The 18,075-nt window shown below is 31.7% G+C and carries 19 protein-coding genes; 18 read left to right on the top strand and 1 reads right to left on the bottom strand.

The genetic code is table 11. The features are described from left to right. Window positions 1-15: 15 nt before the first annotated feature. The 7 genes from KQ51_RS05575 (at window position 16) to mtaB (ending at window position 7,715) form a co-directional block, all read left to right on the top strand. Window positions 16-945, top strand: coding sequence for an ROK family glucokinase (locus tag KQ51_RS05575; protein WP_038469948.1), 930 nt, complete (start codon window positions 16-18; stop codon window positions 943-945). Continuing rightward, the gene (locus tag KQ51_RS05580; RefSeq protein ID WP_052609251.1) at window positions 938-1,561 is read left to right on the top strand and encodes an MBL fold metallo-hydrolase; all 624 of its coding nucleotides are present in this window, start codon (window positions 938-940) and stop codon (window positions 1,559-1,561) included. Before KQ51_RS05575 ends, KQ51_RS05580 begins: the two co-directional genes overlap by 8 nt. A gap of 134 nt (window positions 1,562-1,695) precedes the next feature. Next, window positions 1,696-2,715, top strand: coding sequence for a heat-inducible transcriptional repressor HrcA (gene hrcA / locus KQ51_RS05585; RefSeq protein ID WP_038469954.1), 1,020 nt, complete (start codon window positions 1,696-1,698; stop codon window positions 2,713-2,715). Beyond that, the gene (gene grpE, locus KQ51_RS05590; RefSeq protein ID WP_038469957.1) at window positions 2,715-3,254 is read left to right on the top strand and encodes a nucleotide exchange factor GrpE; all 540 of its coding nucleotides are present in this window, start codon (window positions 2,715-2,717) and stop codon (window positions 3,252-3,254) included. The genes hrcA and grpE overlap by 1 nt, the downstream gene beginning before the upstream one ends. A gap of 17 nt (window positions 3,255-3,271) precedes the next feature. Continuing rightward, complete coding sequence (dnaK, locus tag KQ51_RS05595) at window positions 3,272-5,098, top strand: molecular chaperone DnaK (protein WP_038469960.1); 1,827 nt, start codon at window positions 3,272-3,274, stop codon at window positions 5,096-5,098. A 54-nt stretch (window positions 5,099-5,152) separates the two neighbouring features. After that, window positions 5,153-6,259 (top strand): molecular chaperone DnaJ, encoded by a 1,107-nt coding sequence (gene dnaJ / locus KQ51_RS05600; protein ID WP_038469963.1) that lies wholly within the window; start codon window positions 5,153-5,155, stop codon window positions 6,257-6,259. A gap of 169 nt (window positions 6,260-6,428) precedes the next feature. Beyond that, the gene (gene mtaB, locus KQ51_RS05605) at window positions 6,429-7,715 is read left to right on the top strand and encodes a tRNA (N(6)-L-threonylcarbamoyladenosine(37)-C(2))-methylthiotransferase MtaB (protein ID WP_038469966.1); all 1,287 of its coding nucleotides are present in this window, start codon (window positions 6,429-6,431) and stop codon (window positions 7,713-7,715) included. Between the two features lie 7 nt (window positions 7,716-7,722). On the opposite strand, the gene KQ51_RS05610 is transcribed toward mtaB, so the two are convergent. Then, the gene (locus tag KQ51_RS05610) at window positions 7,723-8,283 is read right to left on the bottom strand and encodes a hypothetical protein (RefSeq protein WP_038469969.1); all 561 of its coding nucleotides are present in this window, start codon (window positions 8,281-8,283) and stop codon (window positions 7,723-7,725) included. A 165-nt stretch (window positions 8,284-8,448) separates the two neighbouring features. Between KQ51_RS05610 and rpsU the strand changes: the two genes are divergently transcribed. The 11 genes from rpsU (at window position 8,449) to KQ51_RS05665 (ending at window position 18,068) form a co-directional block, all read left to right on the top strand. Further along, window positions 8,449-8,619, top strand: coding sequence for a 30S ribosomal protein S21 (rpsU, locus tag KQ51_RS05615; protein WP_038469973.1), 171 nt, complete (start codon window positions 8,449-8,451; stop codon window positions 8,617-8,619). Window positions 8,620-8,714: 95 nt separating this feature from the next. After that, window positions 8,715-9,704: a PhoH family protein gene (locus KQ51_RS05620; protein ID WP_437178356.1), complete on the top strand. Its 990-nt coding sequence runs from the start codon at window positions 8,715-8,717 to the stop codon at window positions 9,702-9,704. Then, the gene (ybeY, locus tag KQ51_RS05625) at window positions 9,676-10,092 is read left to right on the top strand and encodes an rRNA maturation RNase YbeY (RefSeq protein WP_052609252.1); all 417 of its coding nucleotides are present in this window, start codon (window positions 9,676-9,678) and stop codon (window positions 10,090-10,092) included. The genes KQ51_RS05620 and ybeY overlap by 29 nt, the downstream gene beginning before the upstream one ends. 10 nt (window positions 10,093-10,102) lie before the next feature. Further along, window positions 10,103-10,495 carry a cytidine deaminase gene (gene cdd / locus KQ51_RS05630; protein WP_038469979.1) on the top strand — a complete coding sequence of 131 codons (393 nt, stop codon included), beginning with the start codon at window positions 10,103-10,105 and terminating at the stop codon, window positions 10,493-10,495. Further along, complete coding sequence (gene era / locus KQ51_RS05635) at window positions 10,495-11,394, top strand: GTPase Era (RefSeq protein WP_038469982.1); 900 nt, start codon at window positions 10,495-10,497, stop codon at window positions 11,392-11,394. Before cdd ends, era begins: the two co-directional genes overlap by 1 nt. Window positions 11,395-11,405: 11 nt before the next feature. Further along, window positions 11,406-12,128 (top strand): DNA repair protein RecO, encoded by a 723-nt coding sequence (gene recO / locus KQ51_RS05640; RefSeq protein ID WP_038469985.1) that lies wholly within the window; start codon window positions 11,406-11,408, stop codon window positions 12,126-12,128. Window positions 12,129-12,211: 83 nt separating this feature from the next. Beyond that, window positions 12,212-13,588: a glycine--tRNA ligase gene (locus KQ51_RS05645; protein WP_038469988.1), complete on the top strand. Its 1,377-nt coding sequence runs from the start codon at window positions 12,212-12,214 to the stop codon at window positions 13,586-13,588. A gap of 8 nt (window positions 13,589-13,596) precedes the next feature. After that, entirely contained in the window at window positions 13,597-15,396 is a 1,800-nt protein-coding gene (gene dnaG, locus KQ51_RS05650) for a DNA primase (protein WP_052609255.1), read from the top strand. Further along, a complete protein-coding gene (gene rpoD, locus KQ51_RS05655; protein ID WP_038469992.1) occupies window positions 15,389-16,636 on the top strand; it encodes an RNA polymerase sigma factor RpoD in 1,248 nt (415 codons plus the stop codon). Before dnaG ends, rpoD begins: the two co-directional genes overlap by 8 nt. Further along, window positions 16,636-17,289 (top strand): tRNA (adenine(22)-N(1))-methyltransferase, encoded by a 654-nt coding sequence (locus KQ51_RS05660; RefSeq protein ID WP_038469995.1) that lies wholly within the window; start codon window positions 16,636-16,638, stop codon window positions 17,287-17,289. Before rpoD ends, KQ51_RS05660 begins: the two co-directional genes overlap by 1 nt. Continuing rightward, window positions 17,286-18,068, top strand: a complete 783-nt coding sequence (locus tag KQ51_RS05665; protein WP_038469998.1) for a Nif3-like dinuclear metal center hexameric protein — start codon at window positions 17,286-17,288, stop codon at window positions 18,066-18,068. Before KQ51_RS05660 ends, KQ51_RS05665 begins: the two co-directional genes overlap by 4 nt. Window positions 18,069-18,075: the final 7 nt, after the last annotated feature.

Below are 18,075 nucleotides of genomic sequence, written 5' to 3' on the forward strand. Positions count from 1 at the left end.
TAAGGGGTGTTAAATATGAAAAAATACGTTTATGGAATTGATATTGGCGGAACGACAATAAAAATGGGACTATTCAATCAAGACACTTCCCTATTAGAAAAATGGGAGATTAAAACAAGCAAAACTAACGACGGACGTAATGTTATTAACGATATTTATCAGAGTATTATTAAGAAAACACCTAATTTACAGGAAGTTATCGGATACGGTTTTGGTGTTCCTGGACCAGTTATAAAAAACAATGTTAGTGTTGTAGTTAATCTGGGTTGGAAAGATGTCAATCTGAAAAACGAATTTAAAGACTTATTAGAAAATGACAATATATGTGTTGGTAATGATGCGAATGTTGCTACTTTGGGTGAGGCTTTCTATGGTGCTGGCAAAGGAAAAAAACAAGTTGCAATGTTAACGCTAGGTACTGGTGTTGGTGGCGGAATTGTAGTTGATGGTAATGTTGTAGAAGGTTATAATGGTGCTGCTGGAGAAATAGGACATTTATATGTTTCTCAGGAGTACGAATTTGCTTGTAATTGTGGCAAAAAGGGTTGTTTAGAGACAGTAGCTAGTGCAACTGGAATTAGAAACCTTTATTATAAAATGAAAGAATCTTTTCAAGGTAATTCAACTTTGGAAAAACTAGAATTACCTTCAGCAAAAGCAATTTTTAGCGCAGCTAAACATAATGATGAACTTGCTTCGAAAGTAGTTGAAGAAGCTTCGAAAAATATTGGGTATGCTTGTGCGATTCTAAGTGTTGCATCTAACCCAGAGGTAATCATAATTGGTGGTGGTGTTTCTAAATCTGGAGAATTCCTATTTGAAAAAGTACGAAGATATTTCAAGAAGTTTACGTTTGTCTCAGTAGAAAACACCAAAATTGTTGGTGCAACTTTGGGTAACGACGCCGGAATTTATGGTGCAGCAAGGATGGTTATCAATGGTTAAAGCAATTATAAATGAATATACAGAAAACACCTATGTTATAAATCAAAAAAAAGAAGTTCTGATTATTGATCCTGGAGCACATTTTTTAGAAATTGATGCATATATAAAGGAAAATGAGTATGATGTCAAAGGAATCTTGTTAACACATGGACACTTTGATCATTTATACACACTTGAAGAAACACAAAAGGCATATGATTGTCCGGTATATATTTTTATAGATGAAAGAGATTTTCTGTTTAATCCTAATTTAAATCTTTCAAGTTCACTGAATAAACCAATTATTTTTAAGAACAAAGATAAAGTAATTACATTAGATAAAGATAGTGTAATCACATTAGGGAAAGAGCAAATCACTTTAATACATACGCCAGGACATTCAAGAGGTAGTGTTTGTTATAAATACAAAAGATTCTTATTTTCTGGAGATACCTTATTTAAAGGAACTATCGGAAGAACTGATCTACCGACATCAAATAAAAAGCAATTAATGGAATCTTTAAAACTCATTTTAAAAGTAACAAGAGATAATACAGTTGTATATCCAGGTCATGGTAATTTTACAACAATTCTAAATGAGAAACACGAAAATCAGTACTTGAGATTATTGAAATAATTTTATTGAAAATTCAAATAAAAGACCGGATACGGTCTTTTTTACTATTTAGCACTCTTTTCTTGACACTGCTAAAAGAATGTATTATAATGTTGTTAGCAATCAAATAGTTAGAGTGCTAATGGAGGTGACTTATGTTATCAAAACGCCAAGAAGTTATACTACGACTTATTATCGAAGAATACATTAAAACAGCTGAACCAATCGGTTCGAGAACGTTATCTAAAATCTTAGAAATCTCTTCAGCTACAATCAGAAATGAAATGGCTGATTTAGAGGAATTAGGTTATATTGAAAAAACACACACTTCGAGTGGAAGGGTACCTAGTGATAAAGGTTATCATTATTATATAGAGACTATTCTTCAAGATGGTGAAAGTTTTACTCAGAGTTTTAATGCAATTGATGAGTTATTTGATAATACAAATATAAAACGTGAAGAAGCAATTAAACAGGCGATGAATCTTTTAAGTCAACTGACAAATTACACAACGATAGCTCTAGGCCCGAGTGCTTATGGCTCGAAAGTGAAAAAAGTCGAATTAGTACCATTATCTGAAGACACTTGTATCTTACTAGTAATAACAAACCAGGGACATGTTGAAAGTAAACAAATTATTGTACCTGAAAACACTACTTTAGATGATATGAAACGTGTAATTGAAGTTTTAAATGATATTCTCTACGATTGTCCTATCAATCAAGTTAGTGAAAAACTTCATTATGAAATGAATGCTAAAAAGATTGAAGATATTCTATCTTACAATCAAACAATTATTGATTCATTCTTAGAAGCTTTTACTAAGTTTACACAAAGCAAATTCTACTTATCTGGTAAGAATAAAGTATTATATCAACCAGAGTTTAGTGATTTAACAAGAGTTCGCGAGTTACTTACTTTCTTTGAGCAAAACGATATTTTCCGCTTAGTAGAAAATACCAAAAACGAGGAAATGAGTGTTCGAATTGGGAAAGAAAACCAAATAACCGCAATGAGAGATTGTACAGTAATTACTGTTCCCTATGATTTGAATGATGAGGAATCAGGAACTATTGCAATTGTTGGTCCGACAAGAATGGAGTATCAAAAAGTTATACCCCTAGTAAAATATTTAGCTTCACATATGTCGAAGTTATATAAGAGGAGAAAGTAATGAGTAAAAAAACTAAAGTTACTGAAGAGGTAACTGAACAAGAAGACAAACTTATAGAGGAAGAAGAACTAACTCTAGAAGAAGCACAACAACTAGCTATCGAGAAATTGGAACTAGCAATTAAAGATTTACAAAATGAGTATTTAAAAGAAAAAGCAGATTTAGAAAACATTAAAAAAAGATTAGAAAAAGAACGTACATTAGAACGTAAATACGCAGCGATGAATTTCGCTAAGAAATTAGTCAGTCCCCTTGATACATTTGAACTTGCATTGAGTCACGAAGTCGATGACGAAGCAACAAAGAACTTCTTGCAAGGATTTAAAATGATTCAAGACCAAATAAAAAAAGCCTTAGAAGAAGAAGGCGTAAGTGAGATTGATGCGTTAGATGAGGATTATGATCCGAATTTCCATCAAGCTATCATGACTGAAAAAAGAGAAGGCGTAGAGCCAAACAAAGTAATTGAAGTATTACAAAAAGGATATATGTTTAAAGACAGAGTTATTAGACCTGTCATCGTAAAAATAAGCGAATAACAAGGAGTGAAATTAAAATGGGAAAAATTATCGGAATTGATTTAGGAACTACAAATTCTTGTGTATCTGTTATGGAAGGTGCAGAAGCTAAAGTAATCGCAAATGCTGAAGGAGCAAGAACAACACCATCAGTAGTGGCATTTAAAGATGGAGAAATACAAGTAGGAGAAGTAGCGAAAAGACAAGTAATTACTAATCCAGATACTGTCTCATCTGTAAAAAGAAAAATGGGTACAAAAGAGAATGTAAAAGTAAATGGTAAAACATATACACCACAAGAAATAAGTGCAATGATATTACAAAACTTAAAGAAAACTGCAGAAGATTATTTAGGTCATGCAGTTACTGAAGCAGTAATTACAGTTCCTGCATATTTTAATGATGCTGAACGTCAAGCGACAAAAGATGCTGGTAAAATTGCTGGATTAGAAGTAAAAAGAATTATCAATGAACCAACAGCTGCAGCATTAGCTTATGGGATTGATAAATTAGATAAAACACAAACAGTCTTAGTTTATGATCTAGGTGGAGGAACATTTGATGTTTCTATTCTTGAATTAGCTGATGGTACTTTTGAAGTAGTATCAACTGCTGGAGATAACCGTCTTGGTGGAGATGACTTTGATGAAAAAATTATGGATTACTTAATCAGCGAGTTCAGAAAAGAAACTGGTGTTGACTTAAGTGTTGATAAAATGGCAAAACAAAGATTAAAAGATGCTGCTGAAAAAGCTAAAAAAGATTTAAGTGGAATTACATCTGCTCATATCAGCTTACCATTCATCAGTGTTGGACCAAGTGGACCTGTCCATTTAGAAAAAACATTATCAAGAGCTAAATTCAATGAATTAACTCATGATTTAGTAGAAAAAACAATGGGACCAGTTAGACGCTCTTTAAAAGATGCGTCAATGACTAAAAACGATATTCACCAAGTATTACTTGTTGGTGGATCTACAAGAATCCCAGCTGTTCAAGATGCAATCAAAAAAGAATTAGGTAAAGAACCAAATAAAGGAGTTAACCCTGATGAAGTAGTAGCAATGGGTGCTGCAATCCAAGGTGGAGTTTTAAGTGGAGACGTTAAAGATGTATTATTATTAGACGTTACACCATTATCACTTGGTATTGAAACTTTAGGTGGAGTATTTACAAAACTAATCGAAAGAAATACAACAATTCCTACATCTAAACAACAAATATTTAGTACCGCAGCTGATAACCAACCAGCTGTAGACTTACATGTATTACAAGGTGAAAGACCAATGGCAGCGCAAAATAAAACATTAGGACGCTTCCAATTAACGGACATCCCACCAGCACAACGTGGTATTCCTCAAATCGAAGTTAAATTCGATATCGATGCTAATGGAATCGTACATGTTCACGCTAAAGATTTAGGTACAGGAAAATCACAATCAATTACTATCCAAAGTGATACTAGTTTAAGTGATGACGATATCGAAAGAATGGTTCGTGAAGCTGAAGAGAACGCTGAAACTGACAAATTAATGAAAGAAGAAGCAGACTTGCGTAATGAATCAGATCAATTAATCTTTGCTGCAAACAAAGCAATCACAGATCTTGGCGAACAAGTAACTAGTGAAGAAAAACTAAATGTTGAAGATAAAATCAAAGATTTAGAAGAAGCTTTAAAAGGTAAAGACTTAGAAGATATCAAAGCTAAAAAAGAAGCTTTAAATACCATAGCTCAAGAATTAGCTACAAAAGCATATCAACAAGCGCAACAAGCACAACAAGAACAACAAGAAAACGCAGAACCAGCTGAAGAATCAGCTAGCGATGACAATGTAGTTGACGCAGATTTTGAAGAAGTAGACTAATAGATTTGAAGCAGGCAACTGCTTCTTATCTTTATATTTTAGAGGTGATGGAAAATGAGCGACAAAAGAGATTATTATGACGTCTTAGGAATTGAAAAAGCAGCCGATGACGCATCTATAAAAAAAGCATATCGTACCTTAGCAAAGAAGTTTCACCCAGATGTTTCAACTGAGGATAATGCAGAAAGCAAATTCAAAGAAGTCCAAGAAGCTTATGAAGTCTTAAGTGACTCACAAAAACGTTCGCAATATGATCGTTTTGGACACCAAGCTAACAACGGAGCAGGATTCTCTCAAGGAGGATTTGGTGGTGGATTTGATTTTGATATCAATGATATCTTCTCTAGTTTCTTTGGTGGTGGACAAGCGCAAAGAACTAATCAAAGACGTAAAGGACAAGATATGCAACGCCGTATGAACATAAGTTTTGAAGAAGCTGTTTTCGGTGCGAAGAAGAAAGTTAAAGTAACCGTTCATGAAGAGTGTCATACTTGCCATGGAACGGGAGCACATTCAAGAAATGATGTTAAAACATGTTCACAGTGTAATGGTAAAGGAACAGTAGTTGTTGAACAACAATCACTATTCGGACGTACTAGAACACAAACAGCATGTCCAAGATGTCGAGGTAAAGGTAAAGAAATAACCAAAAAATGTGTTACATGTAACGGTGAAGGTATTGAAACTCATAACAAGGAAGTTGAAGTGAAAGTACCTGCTGGTATCGATACAGGACAACAAATTCGTTTAGAGGGTTACGGAAACAAAGGATACAACGGTGGACCTTCAGGAGATTTGTATATTCTATTCAATGTAAAAGCGCATGAATTATATGAACGACATGGTGATGATATTGTAGTAGAAGCACCGTTGACATTTACTCAAGCAGCTTTAGGTGACACAATAAAAATCCCAACACCTCACGGTGACGTCAAACTTAAAATACCTGCAGGAACCCAAAATGGAACAACCTTCCGTTTACGTTCAAAAGGGATTCCTAACGTTAGATCAAAACGACAAGGTGATCAACATGTTGTAATTAATATTGTTACACCTAAGAAACTTACTAGACAACAAGCAAAACTATTTGATCAATTAGCTAAAACTGATTTATCAGGAGATTCAATATTTGATAAGTTTAAGAAATTCTTAAGAAAATAAGTTTCAGTTTACTGAAACTTTTTTTGTTTATGTTATAATAAATCAAGGTGATCATAATGCAAGAATACTTCATTGAAAAGCTAAATCACAAAACAACTACCACATCAATAATAAATGGTAGTTTTCAACATGTTAAAAATATTAAAATAGTACGAAAAGGTGATTTATCATGAAAATCGCATTTTATACATTAGGTTGTAAAGTAAATACATATGAAACTGAAAGTATTTGGGAGATCTTTAAAAGTCACGGTTATAACCGTGTAAAAAGTGATGAATATGCTGACGTCTATATTGTTAATACTTGTACAGTAACTAATAGTGGTGATTCTAAAAGTAGAAAAGCGATTAGAAAACTAATAAAAAACAACCCCGAAAGCGTCATTGCAGTCATGGGTTGTTATTCGCAAATGGATCCGGAAAAAGTATACGAGATAGACGGTGTAGATATTGTGATTGGTACTAAACACCGCGAGCAAATCTATCCTCTAGTTGAGAAAGTTTTAAGAGAACGAACAAGAATTAAAAATGTAACAGATGTTTCAAAATACCGTGTATTTGATGAAACTCATGTTACTAATTTTACCGAAAATACTCGAGCATTTTTGAAAATACAAGATGGCTGTAATAACTTTTGTAGCTATTGTATAATTCCTTTTGCTAGAGGACCAGTAAGAAGTCGAGACAAAGATTCTATTTTAGAAGAAGCTAGAGATTTAGTTAAGAATAAATATCATGAAATTGTCTTAACGGGGATTCATACAGGTGGATATGGTACAGATTTAGAGGGTTATTCATTTTATGATTTATTAGAAGACTTAAGTAGTATTGATAATCTTGACAGAATTAGACTCTCTTCAATTGAAATAAATGAATTAACCGAAGATATCTTAAACCTTATAGCTTCTAATAAGAAATTCGCCAAACACTTACACATACCTCTACAAAGTGGTAGTGAGAGAGTCCTTAGTGAAATGAGAAGAAAATATACAAAAGATGAATTTAGGAATATGATAGTTAATATTAGAAATATAATTCCTAATATTGCTATTACTACTGATGTTATTGTTGGCTATCCAAGTGAGACCGATGAAGAATATTTAGAAATGTTTGATTTTATTAAAGAAATGAAGTTCTCCGAACTGCATGTCTTCCCTTATTCTAGAAGAAGCGGAACTATAGCTGCGAAAATGAAAGATCAAATAAACGGAATCATTAAGAGTTATCGAGTAAATCAATTACTAGTGCTAAGTGAAGAACTAGCCAATAACTATATTGACGCACAAAATACTTTAAGTGTCATTTTTGAGACATCAGATAGTGAGTTCACATATGGTCATTCGGATAATTACTTATATGTCAAAACTGATAAAGATCTAACGCTACACAATAAACTAATTGATACTAAAATCATTAAAGGAACACATCGCAATCTATACGTAAAAAAAATAGGCTAATTTTAGCCTATTTTATTTGATAAGTTAATAACATTCCTTCTTCTCCGAAGAAAATATCATATTCTTGTTCATTGAGGATTGCCTCAGGAAGATGGTGTAAAAAAGTAATTACCTCATCTAAACATTCATACTTATTTGAAATGTCAATTATTTGCTTCATTCCACGTTTTGTAGATATTTTCTTAATTGTTTTCTTTTCGTTCTTAACAATTATGATCAATCTATTCTTAGAACGCTTAAATAGCTTTCCGCGTGAGTATCTAGTTATGATAGGTAATTCATCAAACTTATGTGTTAAATACTTTCTAACCCACTTTTTACCACGGTTTCTAAGCTTCTTGAACGTGTTTGTATTCTTTTTACGTCTTTTTGCAGTTTTCTCTACTAAATTAAGTCCATTAAACTTCTTTTTATCCAATCTTCGTGCTTTTCTTACATAACTTTTAGCACCAAGATACATTCTTGCAGTTTTAATTAATCTGAAGATTATAAAGATAACGATAACACCTACAAAAACACTTACTAGTATATTATCCATTATGATTTGTATTATTGCATCGAAATTCATGATACCACCACCTTATCACACCTATTTTAACATATTTGTAAATAATTGACTACTTTTTAGAGAAAAACCGAGGTATTTCCAAAAAAACTTTACATTAGTAATTTATTTTGTTATTATATATAAGGCAAATAGAAGTCAATTAAAGAGTGAAAGGAGGGACCAAAGATGGCAAAGACTGTAGTCAAAGAAAATGAATCAATCGAGGACGCTTTAAGACGTTTTAAGCGTGATGTTTCTAGATCAGGTACCCTGCAAGAAGCTCGAAAAAGAGAGTTCTATGTAAAACCTAGTATCTCGAAAAAAATGAGACGTAAAGCAAACGCAAAAAGAAAATAATAAATTAAAAATAACGGTAATTTTACCGTTATTTTTTTCCCTTTAAAACGAGATTATGATATAATTGTAGTATCGTTACAGGATGGGAGAATGATATTTTGGTTGAATTAAATAAACTTGAAGTGAGATTTACTAATTATGATAACTTCCGTATGGTTATTGGAAGTAATGACCGTAACATCAAGGTGTTAAACTCGTTATTAAATATCAATATCTTTAGTAAGGGAGAAGACATCTTTGTTAATACAGATGATTCTGACTTAATTACTTTAATCGAGAAAATCTTTAAAACGCTTATTTTAATCGCTGGAAACAATGTTAATATCTCAGAAAGAGATGTTCTTTATGTTGCTAAATTGGCAGAGGATATGGAACCTAAAAAAATCTCTGAAATCTACACTAATAGGATATTAATTACAAAGACATTAACAGGGAAACCAATCTATGCAAAAACATTAAACCAAAAGCATTACATTAATGCTATTAATAATAACGATCTAGTCTTTGGGATAGGACCAGCTGGTACAGGGAAAACATATGTAGCAGTTATGAACGCAGTAAGTAAACTTAGAGATGGCAGCATCAAGAAAATCATTTTAACTAGACCAGCTGTTGAAGCTGGTGAGAGTCTAGGGTTTTTACCAGGTGATTTAAAAGAAAAGGTAGATCCATATCTTAGACCATTATATGACGCATTATATGAAGCAATTGGTAATAAACAAACTGAAGATTTAATAGAAAAAGGCACTATTGAAATTGCTCCTCTAGCTTACATGAGAGGGAGAACACTAGAAAATGCTTATGTTATCTTAGATGAAGCCCAAAACACTACGACAAACCAAATGAAGTTGTTCCTAACTCGTTTAGGATTTAATTCTAAAATGGTTGTAACAGGGGATATTACTCAAATCGATTTACCTAAGAAAACATACAGTGGTTTAGTTCAGGCTGTTGATCTTATGAGTAATGTTGACGGAATCGAAATCATTGCTTTTGAACGTGTTGATGTTATTAGACATCCATTAGTACAAAAAGTCCTAGAAAGATATGAGAATTATGAAAATAAATATAATAAACTCTTTTAATAAAGAAGACTATTCAAAAACAATCAATCTAGTTTTAACAAAAGCTGGAAATATTACCAATAATCAAAACAAAAGTATTAATATTATCTTAGTTGATAATAAAGAAATACAAAGATTAAACAAAGAGTATCGTAATAAAGATTACGCTACTGATGTTCTAACATTTCCTGATGGTTATTTAAATAACTTAGGAGACGTTTTTGTTTCCATTCCTAAATCAATTGAACAGAGTGAAGACTTAGGACATAGTAAAGAACGAGAACTTGGATTCTTAACAATCCATGGTTTCTTACATACTCTAGGGTATGATCATCATACTGATGAAGAAGAAAAAGTGATGACCGAGTTACAAGACAAAATACTAAATTCAGCAAAACTATATAGGTAGGTGTTTAAAGATGAAAGATTTATACAAAATAGCAAAGGGAGTTTTACCAAACTCTTACTCACAATATTCTAACTTTAAAGTAGCAGCAGCGCTACGTTTAAAAAATGGTGAAATAATTACTGGTGTCAACGTTGAAAATGCATCTTTTGGTTTAACGAATTGTGCCGAAAGAAGTGCACTATTTACAGCATATTCACAAGGATACCGTAAAGAAGACATCGATGAAATATTAATAACAACCGAACAAGAAGATTTTATATCTCCTTGTGGTGCTTGTCGACAAGTAATGAGAGAATTAATGCCAGATGATGCAAAAGTTCATTTCTCTACTGTAAACGGTGAAACTAAAACTGTTTTAAATAAAGACTTGTTACCATTCGCATTTACTGAGAAGGATTTATAATGTTTAAATCAGGTTTTGTAACTATCATTGGAAGACCCAACGTTGGTAAATCAACATTTTTAAACAAAGTACTCGGTAAGAAAATCACTATTACAAGTGATAAACCGCAAACAACTAGAAATAATATCTCAGGAATCTTCACAAGAGAATCTTCACAAATTATTTTTATTGATACTCCTGGTATTCATAAACCTAAACATAAACTAGGAGAATTTATGACTAGTGAAGCAATCAACACTTTAAAAAGTGTTGATTTAATCATATTTATGACAGATGGAAATGAAGAGTTTGGACGTGGTGATCAATTCATTATTGAAGAACTTAAAAAAGTAAGAATACCAGTATTCTTAATCGTAAATAAAGCTGATTTAACGGAAGATATTACAAGATTGAAAAGAAATATTGATAAGTTTAAAGCAGCATATAATTTTAAAGGTATCTTCTCAATCTCTGCAAAACGTGGAGACAATATTGAAAGACTTCTTGAGGATATTGAAAACGAACTTGAAGAAGGTCCGAAATACTATCCTGAAGATCAAATAACAGATCATCCAGAACGATTTATTATTAGTGAATTAGTGAGAGAAAAAGTTCTCCGTCTAACAAGAGAGGAAATTCCTCATAGTGTTATGTGTTTAATAGATTACATGGAGTATGACGAAAAGAATCCTCGTTTAATCAATATCCATGCTTCAATTATTGTAGAGAGAGATTCTCAAAAAGGTATAATTATAGGTAAAGGTGGCGCAATGATAAAAGAAATTGGGACTTTAGCTAGAAAAGATATTTTATACTTACTTGGGAATAAAGTATTCTTAGATTTACATTGTAAGGTTGTAAAAAACTGGCGTAATAAAGATTTTCATTTACGTAATTACGGGTATATTGAAGAATTATAAGAGGTGAACTTATGAACATCGATAAAGCGTTTGTGTTAAATTCATTGGACTATAAAGATAACAGTAAAATACTTTATCTATATACCGTTAATGGTCATTTAAGTGTGCTTGCACATGGTGTTAAAAAACTTAATAGTATCAATCGTTTTTTAAGCCAAAATGGTAATTTAATTAGCTTATCGATTTCAAAAGGAAAGTTTCCTTCATTAAAAGAAGGACATTTAGTTAATGACTATGAAAGTATCAAAAAGGATATTTACAAATATACTTATATGAACCATATTATGGAATTAGTACGAAGTGTTATTAGTGATGACTTAAATCATGAAAAGATGTTTAGTTTCTTAGAAAAACTGTTTATTAAAATGGATGAAGGAACAGACCCAGATATATTAAGTTTTATTTTTGAATTAAAGCTATTATATTTTGTCGGTTACGGACTAAATTTTAAAAAGTGTAATGTGTGTAATGATAATGAGAATTTAGTTTTCAATCCAAGTAGCGGGGGTCTAACCTGCAGTAAACATTTAAACTTTAAAGATCCTTCTTATGATAGAGATATTTATCTAATTTTACAGGATTTATACATGATTGATATCAGTGTAACTGATATCCCTAAACTAGATACTCCACTAAAAGCAGTTATCCGTAATATCATTGATATGTTGTATAATGAATTTATAAGTTTTAAAACAAAATCACGAGAGATTATTAAACAAATTGAAAAATACTAAAAGAGCTTGCCTCTTTTTTTTGTTTTTATGGTATAATATATACTGCATAATTATGTCCAAAAATGTAAGCCAGGAGGTTATTTATGAGCAAAATTAAAATGGAAGATTTAGTAAACTATGCCAAAACATACGGATTCGTATATCAAGGTAGTGAAATTTATGGTGGTTTAGCCAATACATGGGATTATGGACCACTAGGTGTTGAACTAAGAAACAACATTAAACAATCATGGTGGAAGAAATTTGTGCAAGAGAACGAACATAATGTTGGACTTGACAGTGGTATTCTTCTTAACCCTAAAGCTTGGGAAGCAAGTGGACATATTGGTGGATTTAGCGATCCATTAACTGATTGTAAAAGTTGTAATTCAAGATATCGGGCAGATAAATTAATTGAAGATTTTGATAATACAATTAATGCTGATGGTTGGAGTAACGAAAAAATGATGCTGTTCATTAATGACAACAATATAATTTGTCCTAAATGCGGTAAATTAAATTATACCGAAATCAGACAGTTTAACATGATGTTTAAAACATCTCAAGGTGTAGTTACTGATTCATCAAATGATATTTATTTACGCCCTGAAACAGCACAAGGAGTTTTCCTTAACTTTAAAAATGTCCAAAGAACTTCACGTAAGAAAATACCATTTGGAATTGGCCAAATTGGTAAATCGTTTAGAAATGAAATTACCCCAGGTAACTTTATTTTTAGAGTTCGTGAATTTGAGCAAATGGAATTAGAATTTTTCTGTAAACCAGGAACAGAAATGGAATGGTTTAATTATTGGAAAAATGAATCACATAAATTCTTATTATCTTTAGGATTAAAAGATGAAGATATTAAATTACGTGATCACAATCTAGAACAATTATCTCATTACTCTAACGCAACAACAGATATAGAGTTTAAATTCCCGTGGGGATTTGATGAATTATGGGGTATAGCTTCTCGTACTGATTACGATTTAAAGCAACATCAAGAACATTCTAAGCAAAACTTAACTTATTTAGATCCAGAAGATAATACAAAATATTTACCATACGTTATTGAACCTTCTTTAGGTGTTGAAAGATTATTCTTAGCGATTCTTACTTCAGCATTCAAAGAAGAAACTTTAGAAGGTGGAGACACACGTATTAATTTACAATTAGCTCCCCATCTAGCGCCATATAAAGTAGCAGTTTTACCGTTAATCAAAAAATACCATAAAGAAAAAGCTTCAGAAATGGTTGAATACTTAAGTAAAATATTCTCAGTTACCTATGATGAATCAGGTAAAGTTGGTAAAAGATATCGTCGTCAAGACGCTATTGGTACACCATTTGTTATTACTATTGATGATAAAGGTGTCAATGAAAATGTCTTTACAGTAAGAGATAGAGACACAATGGAACAAGTATCATTATCTAAAGAAAAATTAGTACCATATCTATTAGAAAAATTATATTACTAGGAGAATAGATGGCAAAAATTAGCGAACAAAAAATCAATGAAATACTGAGTAAAACAGATATCGTTGATCTTATCGGTGAAAAAGTAACTCTTCAGAAAAAAGGAAAGGGTTATTTTGGTTTGTGTCCATTTCATAATGAGAAAACACCTTCGTTTAGTGTTGAACCAGAAAGAAAAATCTATAATTGCTTCTCTTGTGGAGAAAAAGGTAATGCCATTACTTTTCTTCAAAAAACTAGTAACTTATCATTTGTAGAAGCAATAGAAGATTTAGCTGATAGGGCTAATGTTGAAATTGATCTATCAAATATGAAAAAGGTAAATCCTCTTTCAAGATTGTACAATATTAATGAAGAAGCTCTTAATTTTTATAAGTTATATTTGTCAAATACTAAACCTGGGACAGTCGCTAAAAAGTACTTAGAAGACCGTGGTATCTCTAACGAGATAATCCAATCATTTGAATTTGGATTAGCACCTGCCGAATTCGAGTTATTAACTAAGACATTGACTTCTCACGGTATTTTAGTCTCAGACCTATATGATTTAGGACTATCCAAGCAAAGCAAGAAGGAGACGTTCTATGACTTGTTTAGAGAACGTATCATTATCCCTATTAAAGACGAAAAGGGGAATACAGTTGCTTTTAGCGGGAGAACATATTTAGATAAGGATAAAGACTCTCCTAAATATATCAATAGTCCTCAAACCAAGGTGTTTACTAAATCAAATATCTTATATAATCTTCATAATGCGTTAAATGCTATTAGAATGAATAACCGTGTTGTTTTATTTGAAGGATACATGGATGTTATAGCAGCTCATAGAGCTGGTATAAAGGAAAGTGTCGCATCAATGGGTACATCGTTAACTAAAGAACAAGTTAAGTTAATGAAGAAATATACTAACAATGTTGTTATTTGCTATGATGGAGATAAACCGGGTATTGAAGCTACTGAAAGAGCAATTACCTTATTTGCAAACGAGAACATGCAAGTACTAATTGTCAATCTCGAGGATGGACTAGATCCAGATGATTATATTACAAAATACGGTGTCGAGAAATTAGCAAATTTCATTAATGATAAAAGTATTGATATTGTAAAATTCAAATATAATATGCAACTTAAATCAACCGATTTAAAACAAATGTTAGATATTGAAAGACTTAAGAAAAATGTCTTTGATTTAATAAAAAATACATCACATACCAACGTTGATATCTATCTTCAATTATTAGCTCAAGATGCACATCTTTCAGATGTTTCTGTAAGACAAGATTATGAGCAGTATACAAGAAGATCACAAAATCAAACTGGTAGAAAAAGAATATATCAACCTATGAATAGACTGCATATAACAGATAAATTTATTAACGCAGAGCGTTGTATATTAAACTATTTTATGGAGGGTTATCGTTATGTAGAGGACTTTAATGCTAATTTTGATGTTTTATTCTTTATTTCTGAAGAAGTAAGAGATATTAAAATAGCTGTAGAAGATTTGTACATCTATGATGAAGAAAAAGAATCAAAGGTAATAACACTTGAAGAACTGCAATCAGTGCTGAGTGATGATGAATATAGATACTATTTAAATGAAGTAAAATACACAAAGAACATCGACTTAAGAGACGATGAATATATGGACTTCAAAGAGGTACTACATTATTACTTTGACAATGAAATACAGATTCGACAAATAGAAAAAGAAATAGCTTTGGCCTCAAGTTCTGATGTAAAAATTGCATTAGCAATTAAAAGAGATTCAGTACTAAGACCACAAAAAGGAGGAAAACATAATGGATAAAGATAAAATCGTCCAAGAGTTAGTGGAAATCAGTAAGAGTAAAGGATATCTAGCAGTTAAGGAAATCCTTAAATTTGTCAGTGATGACAGCGAAGATTTTGATTTAATTGTTGCTGAATTAGAGAAAAAACTAGTAGATGTTGTTAGTGAAGAGGAAATGGTGAACTACAAAGTTCCTGAGAATGATACTGATGAATTAGTTCCTGTTCAAGAGGAAGAACTTGATGAATCTATCGTTTTAGATTTAAACTTTAGTAAAGACATTGAAGAGGAATTATTACAAGATAAATCATTTGAAAACCAAATTTCAATCAAAGTAGATGACCCAGTACGTATGTACTTAAAAGAAATTGGTCGTGTTGATTTACTTCAAGGAGTAAAAGAGGTTGAATTGGCTACAGACATAGCTAATGCAGAAGTTGCTAAAGAGCAATTTGATGACTTAGTGTTATCTGGGGAAGAGATTTCACCAGAATACAAATTAGAGATAGAAAGAATGATTTATAAAGGTGAATTAGCGAAAAATAAATTAGTTGAAGCCAACCTTCGTTTAGTAGTTTCTATTGCTAAAAGATACGTCGGTCGTGGGATGCAATTCTTAGACTTAATTCAAGAAGGAAATATGGGTCTTATGAAGGCTGTTGGTAAGTTTGACCACACTAAAGGATTTAAGTTTTCTACATATGCTACATGGTGGATTAGACAAGCCATAACTAGAGCTATTGCGGATCAAGCAAGAACTATTCGTATCCCTGTTCATATGGTTGAAACTATTAATAAATTGGTCCGTACTCAACGTCAATTAATTCAAGAATTAAAGCGTGAACCACATCCAGAGGAAGTTGCTGAGAGAATGGGAATCAGTGTTGAGAAAGTGCAAATTATTCAAAAAGTTGCACAAGAACCAATCAGTTTAGAATCACCTGTAGGTGAAGAAGAAGATTCAAGTTTAGGAGATTTTATAGCAGATCCAGATACCCTTACTCCAATGGAGTATACGTCTAAAGAGATGCTTAAAAGAGAACTTGATAATGTGCTCGAAACATTAACAGATAGAGAAGAAAAAGTTCTAAGAATGCGTTTTGGATTATTAGACGGACGTAGTAGAACTTTAGAAGAAGTTGGAAGAGAATTTGGAGTTACTCGTGAGCGTATAAGACAAATTGAAGCGAAAGCTCTTCGTAAACTAAGACATCCTTCAAGAAGTAAAAAGTTAAAAGACTTTATGAGTGGTAAATAATGAAATTATCGCGTCGTCTTTCGCTATGTGCCAAATATACAGATGGTTTCTTAAATCTGGCGGATATAGGGACTGACCACGCTCTTTTGCCGATCGTTTGTGTTAAGAATGGTTACGTTATAAAAGCACAGGCAATTGACAATAAAAGAGGACCATTTGTTATAGCATTTAGTAATGTAAAAAGATATAATCAGCAAGATAGAATATCTGTAAAACTAAGTGATGGGATCAGTGAAATTGATGAAGATACTGATGTCGTTGTAATTGCAGGAATGGGTGGAGATTTAATTTCACAAATTTTATCAAAAGATGACAAAAAAAATGTTAAGCGATTCATTTTGCAACCGAATAATAATCCTGAAATAATTAGAGCGATTTTGAAATCGATAAATTATAAAATTTATGATGAACTAGTTTTCGAAGATCAAAAGAAAATGTACGATATTATTGTAATCGAACAGGGTGAAAGTGATTTAACAGAAATTGAAATTGAATTCGGTCCAATTAACCTAAAGAATAAATCTCATTATTTTTTGAAGCGATTAAACAAAGAATACGAATATTTGAAGCTAGTAGTAAAAAATGTTGAAAATATAGTAGAAAAAGAGAAAATAAAGACACGTCTAAATCAAATTGAGGAAGTGTTATCATGATAGTTAGTGAATTCATTAAAAAATTCGAACAATATTTTCCAAGTAATTTGGCTTATAAATGGGACAATGTAGGCCTTCAAGTAGGTAGTGATGAAGAAAATATAACTAATATTTTACTATCTTTAGACCTTACAAACGAAATAATTGATGAGGCAATTGAAAAAAATGCTAATTTTGTAGTTGTTCATCATCCTATTATTTTTACACCATTGAAGCAAATTAACACAAATACCTATTTAGGAAATCTGCTTTCTAAAATAATAAAAAACAACATAAATATTTATGTTGCTCATACGAATTTTGATTTAAGTAATTTTGGTATGAATAAGGTACTTGCTGATATGTTGGAAATTGAAGATCAAAAGATAATTGAACTAGAAACTTTGGACGAAGGATTAGGTCGTTATGGTAATTTGAACGAATCTATGTCACTTGGTAAGTTTATTGAAAAAGTAAAGAATGTGTACAACCTGGATACAGTCAAATTGATAAGTAACCAGAAAATGAATTATATGATAGGAACTGTTGCAATATGCGGTGGAAGTGGTAGTAGTTTGCTGGGTAATGACATTCTTAAATATTGTGATATCTACATAACAGGAGACGTCACATATCATCATGCTTTGGATGCCATAAATAGAGGTTTAACTGTTCTTGACGTTGGGCATCATGTTGAAAGACACGGTATTTTAAGTATTAAAAGTCAACTCGAAACTTTCTCACAAGACTACAGAGTTTTTCTAAGTAATCTAGATGTTAATCCATATAAAATTGTATAAAAAAAAA

The organism is Candidatus Izimaplasma bacterium HR1, assembly GCA_000755705.1.
Classification (GTDB): domain Bacteria; phylum Bacillota_I; class Bacilli_A; order Izemoplasmatales; family Izemoplasmataceae; genus Xianfuyuplasma.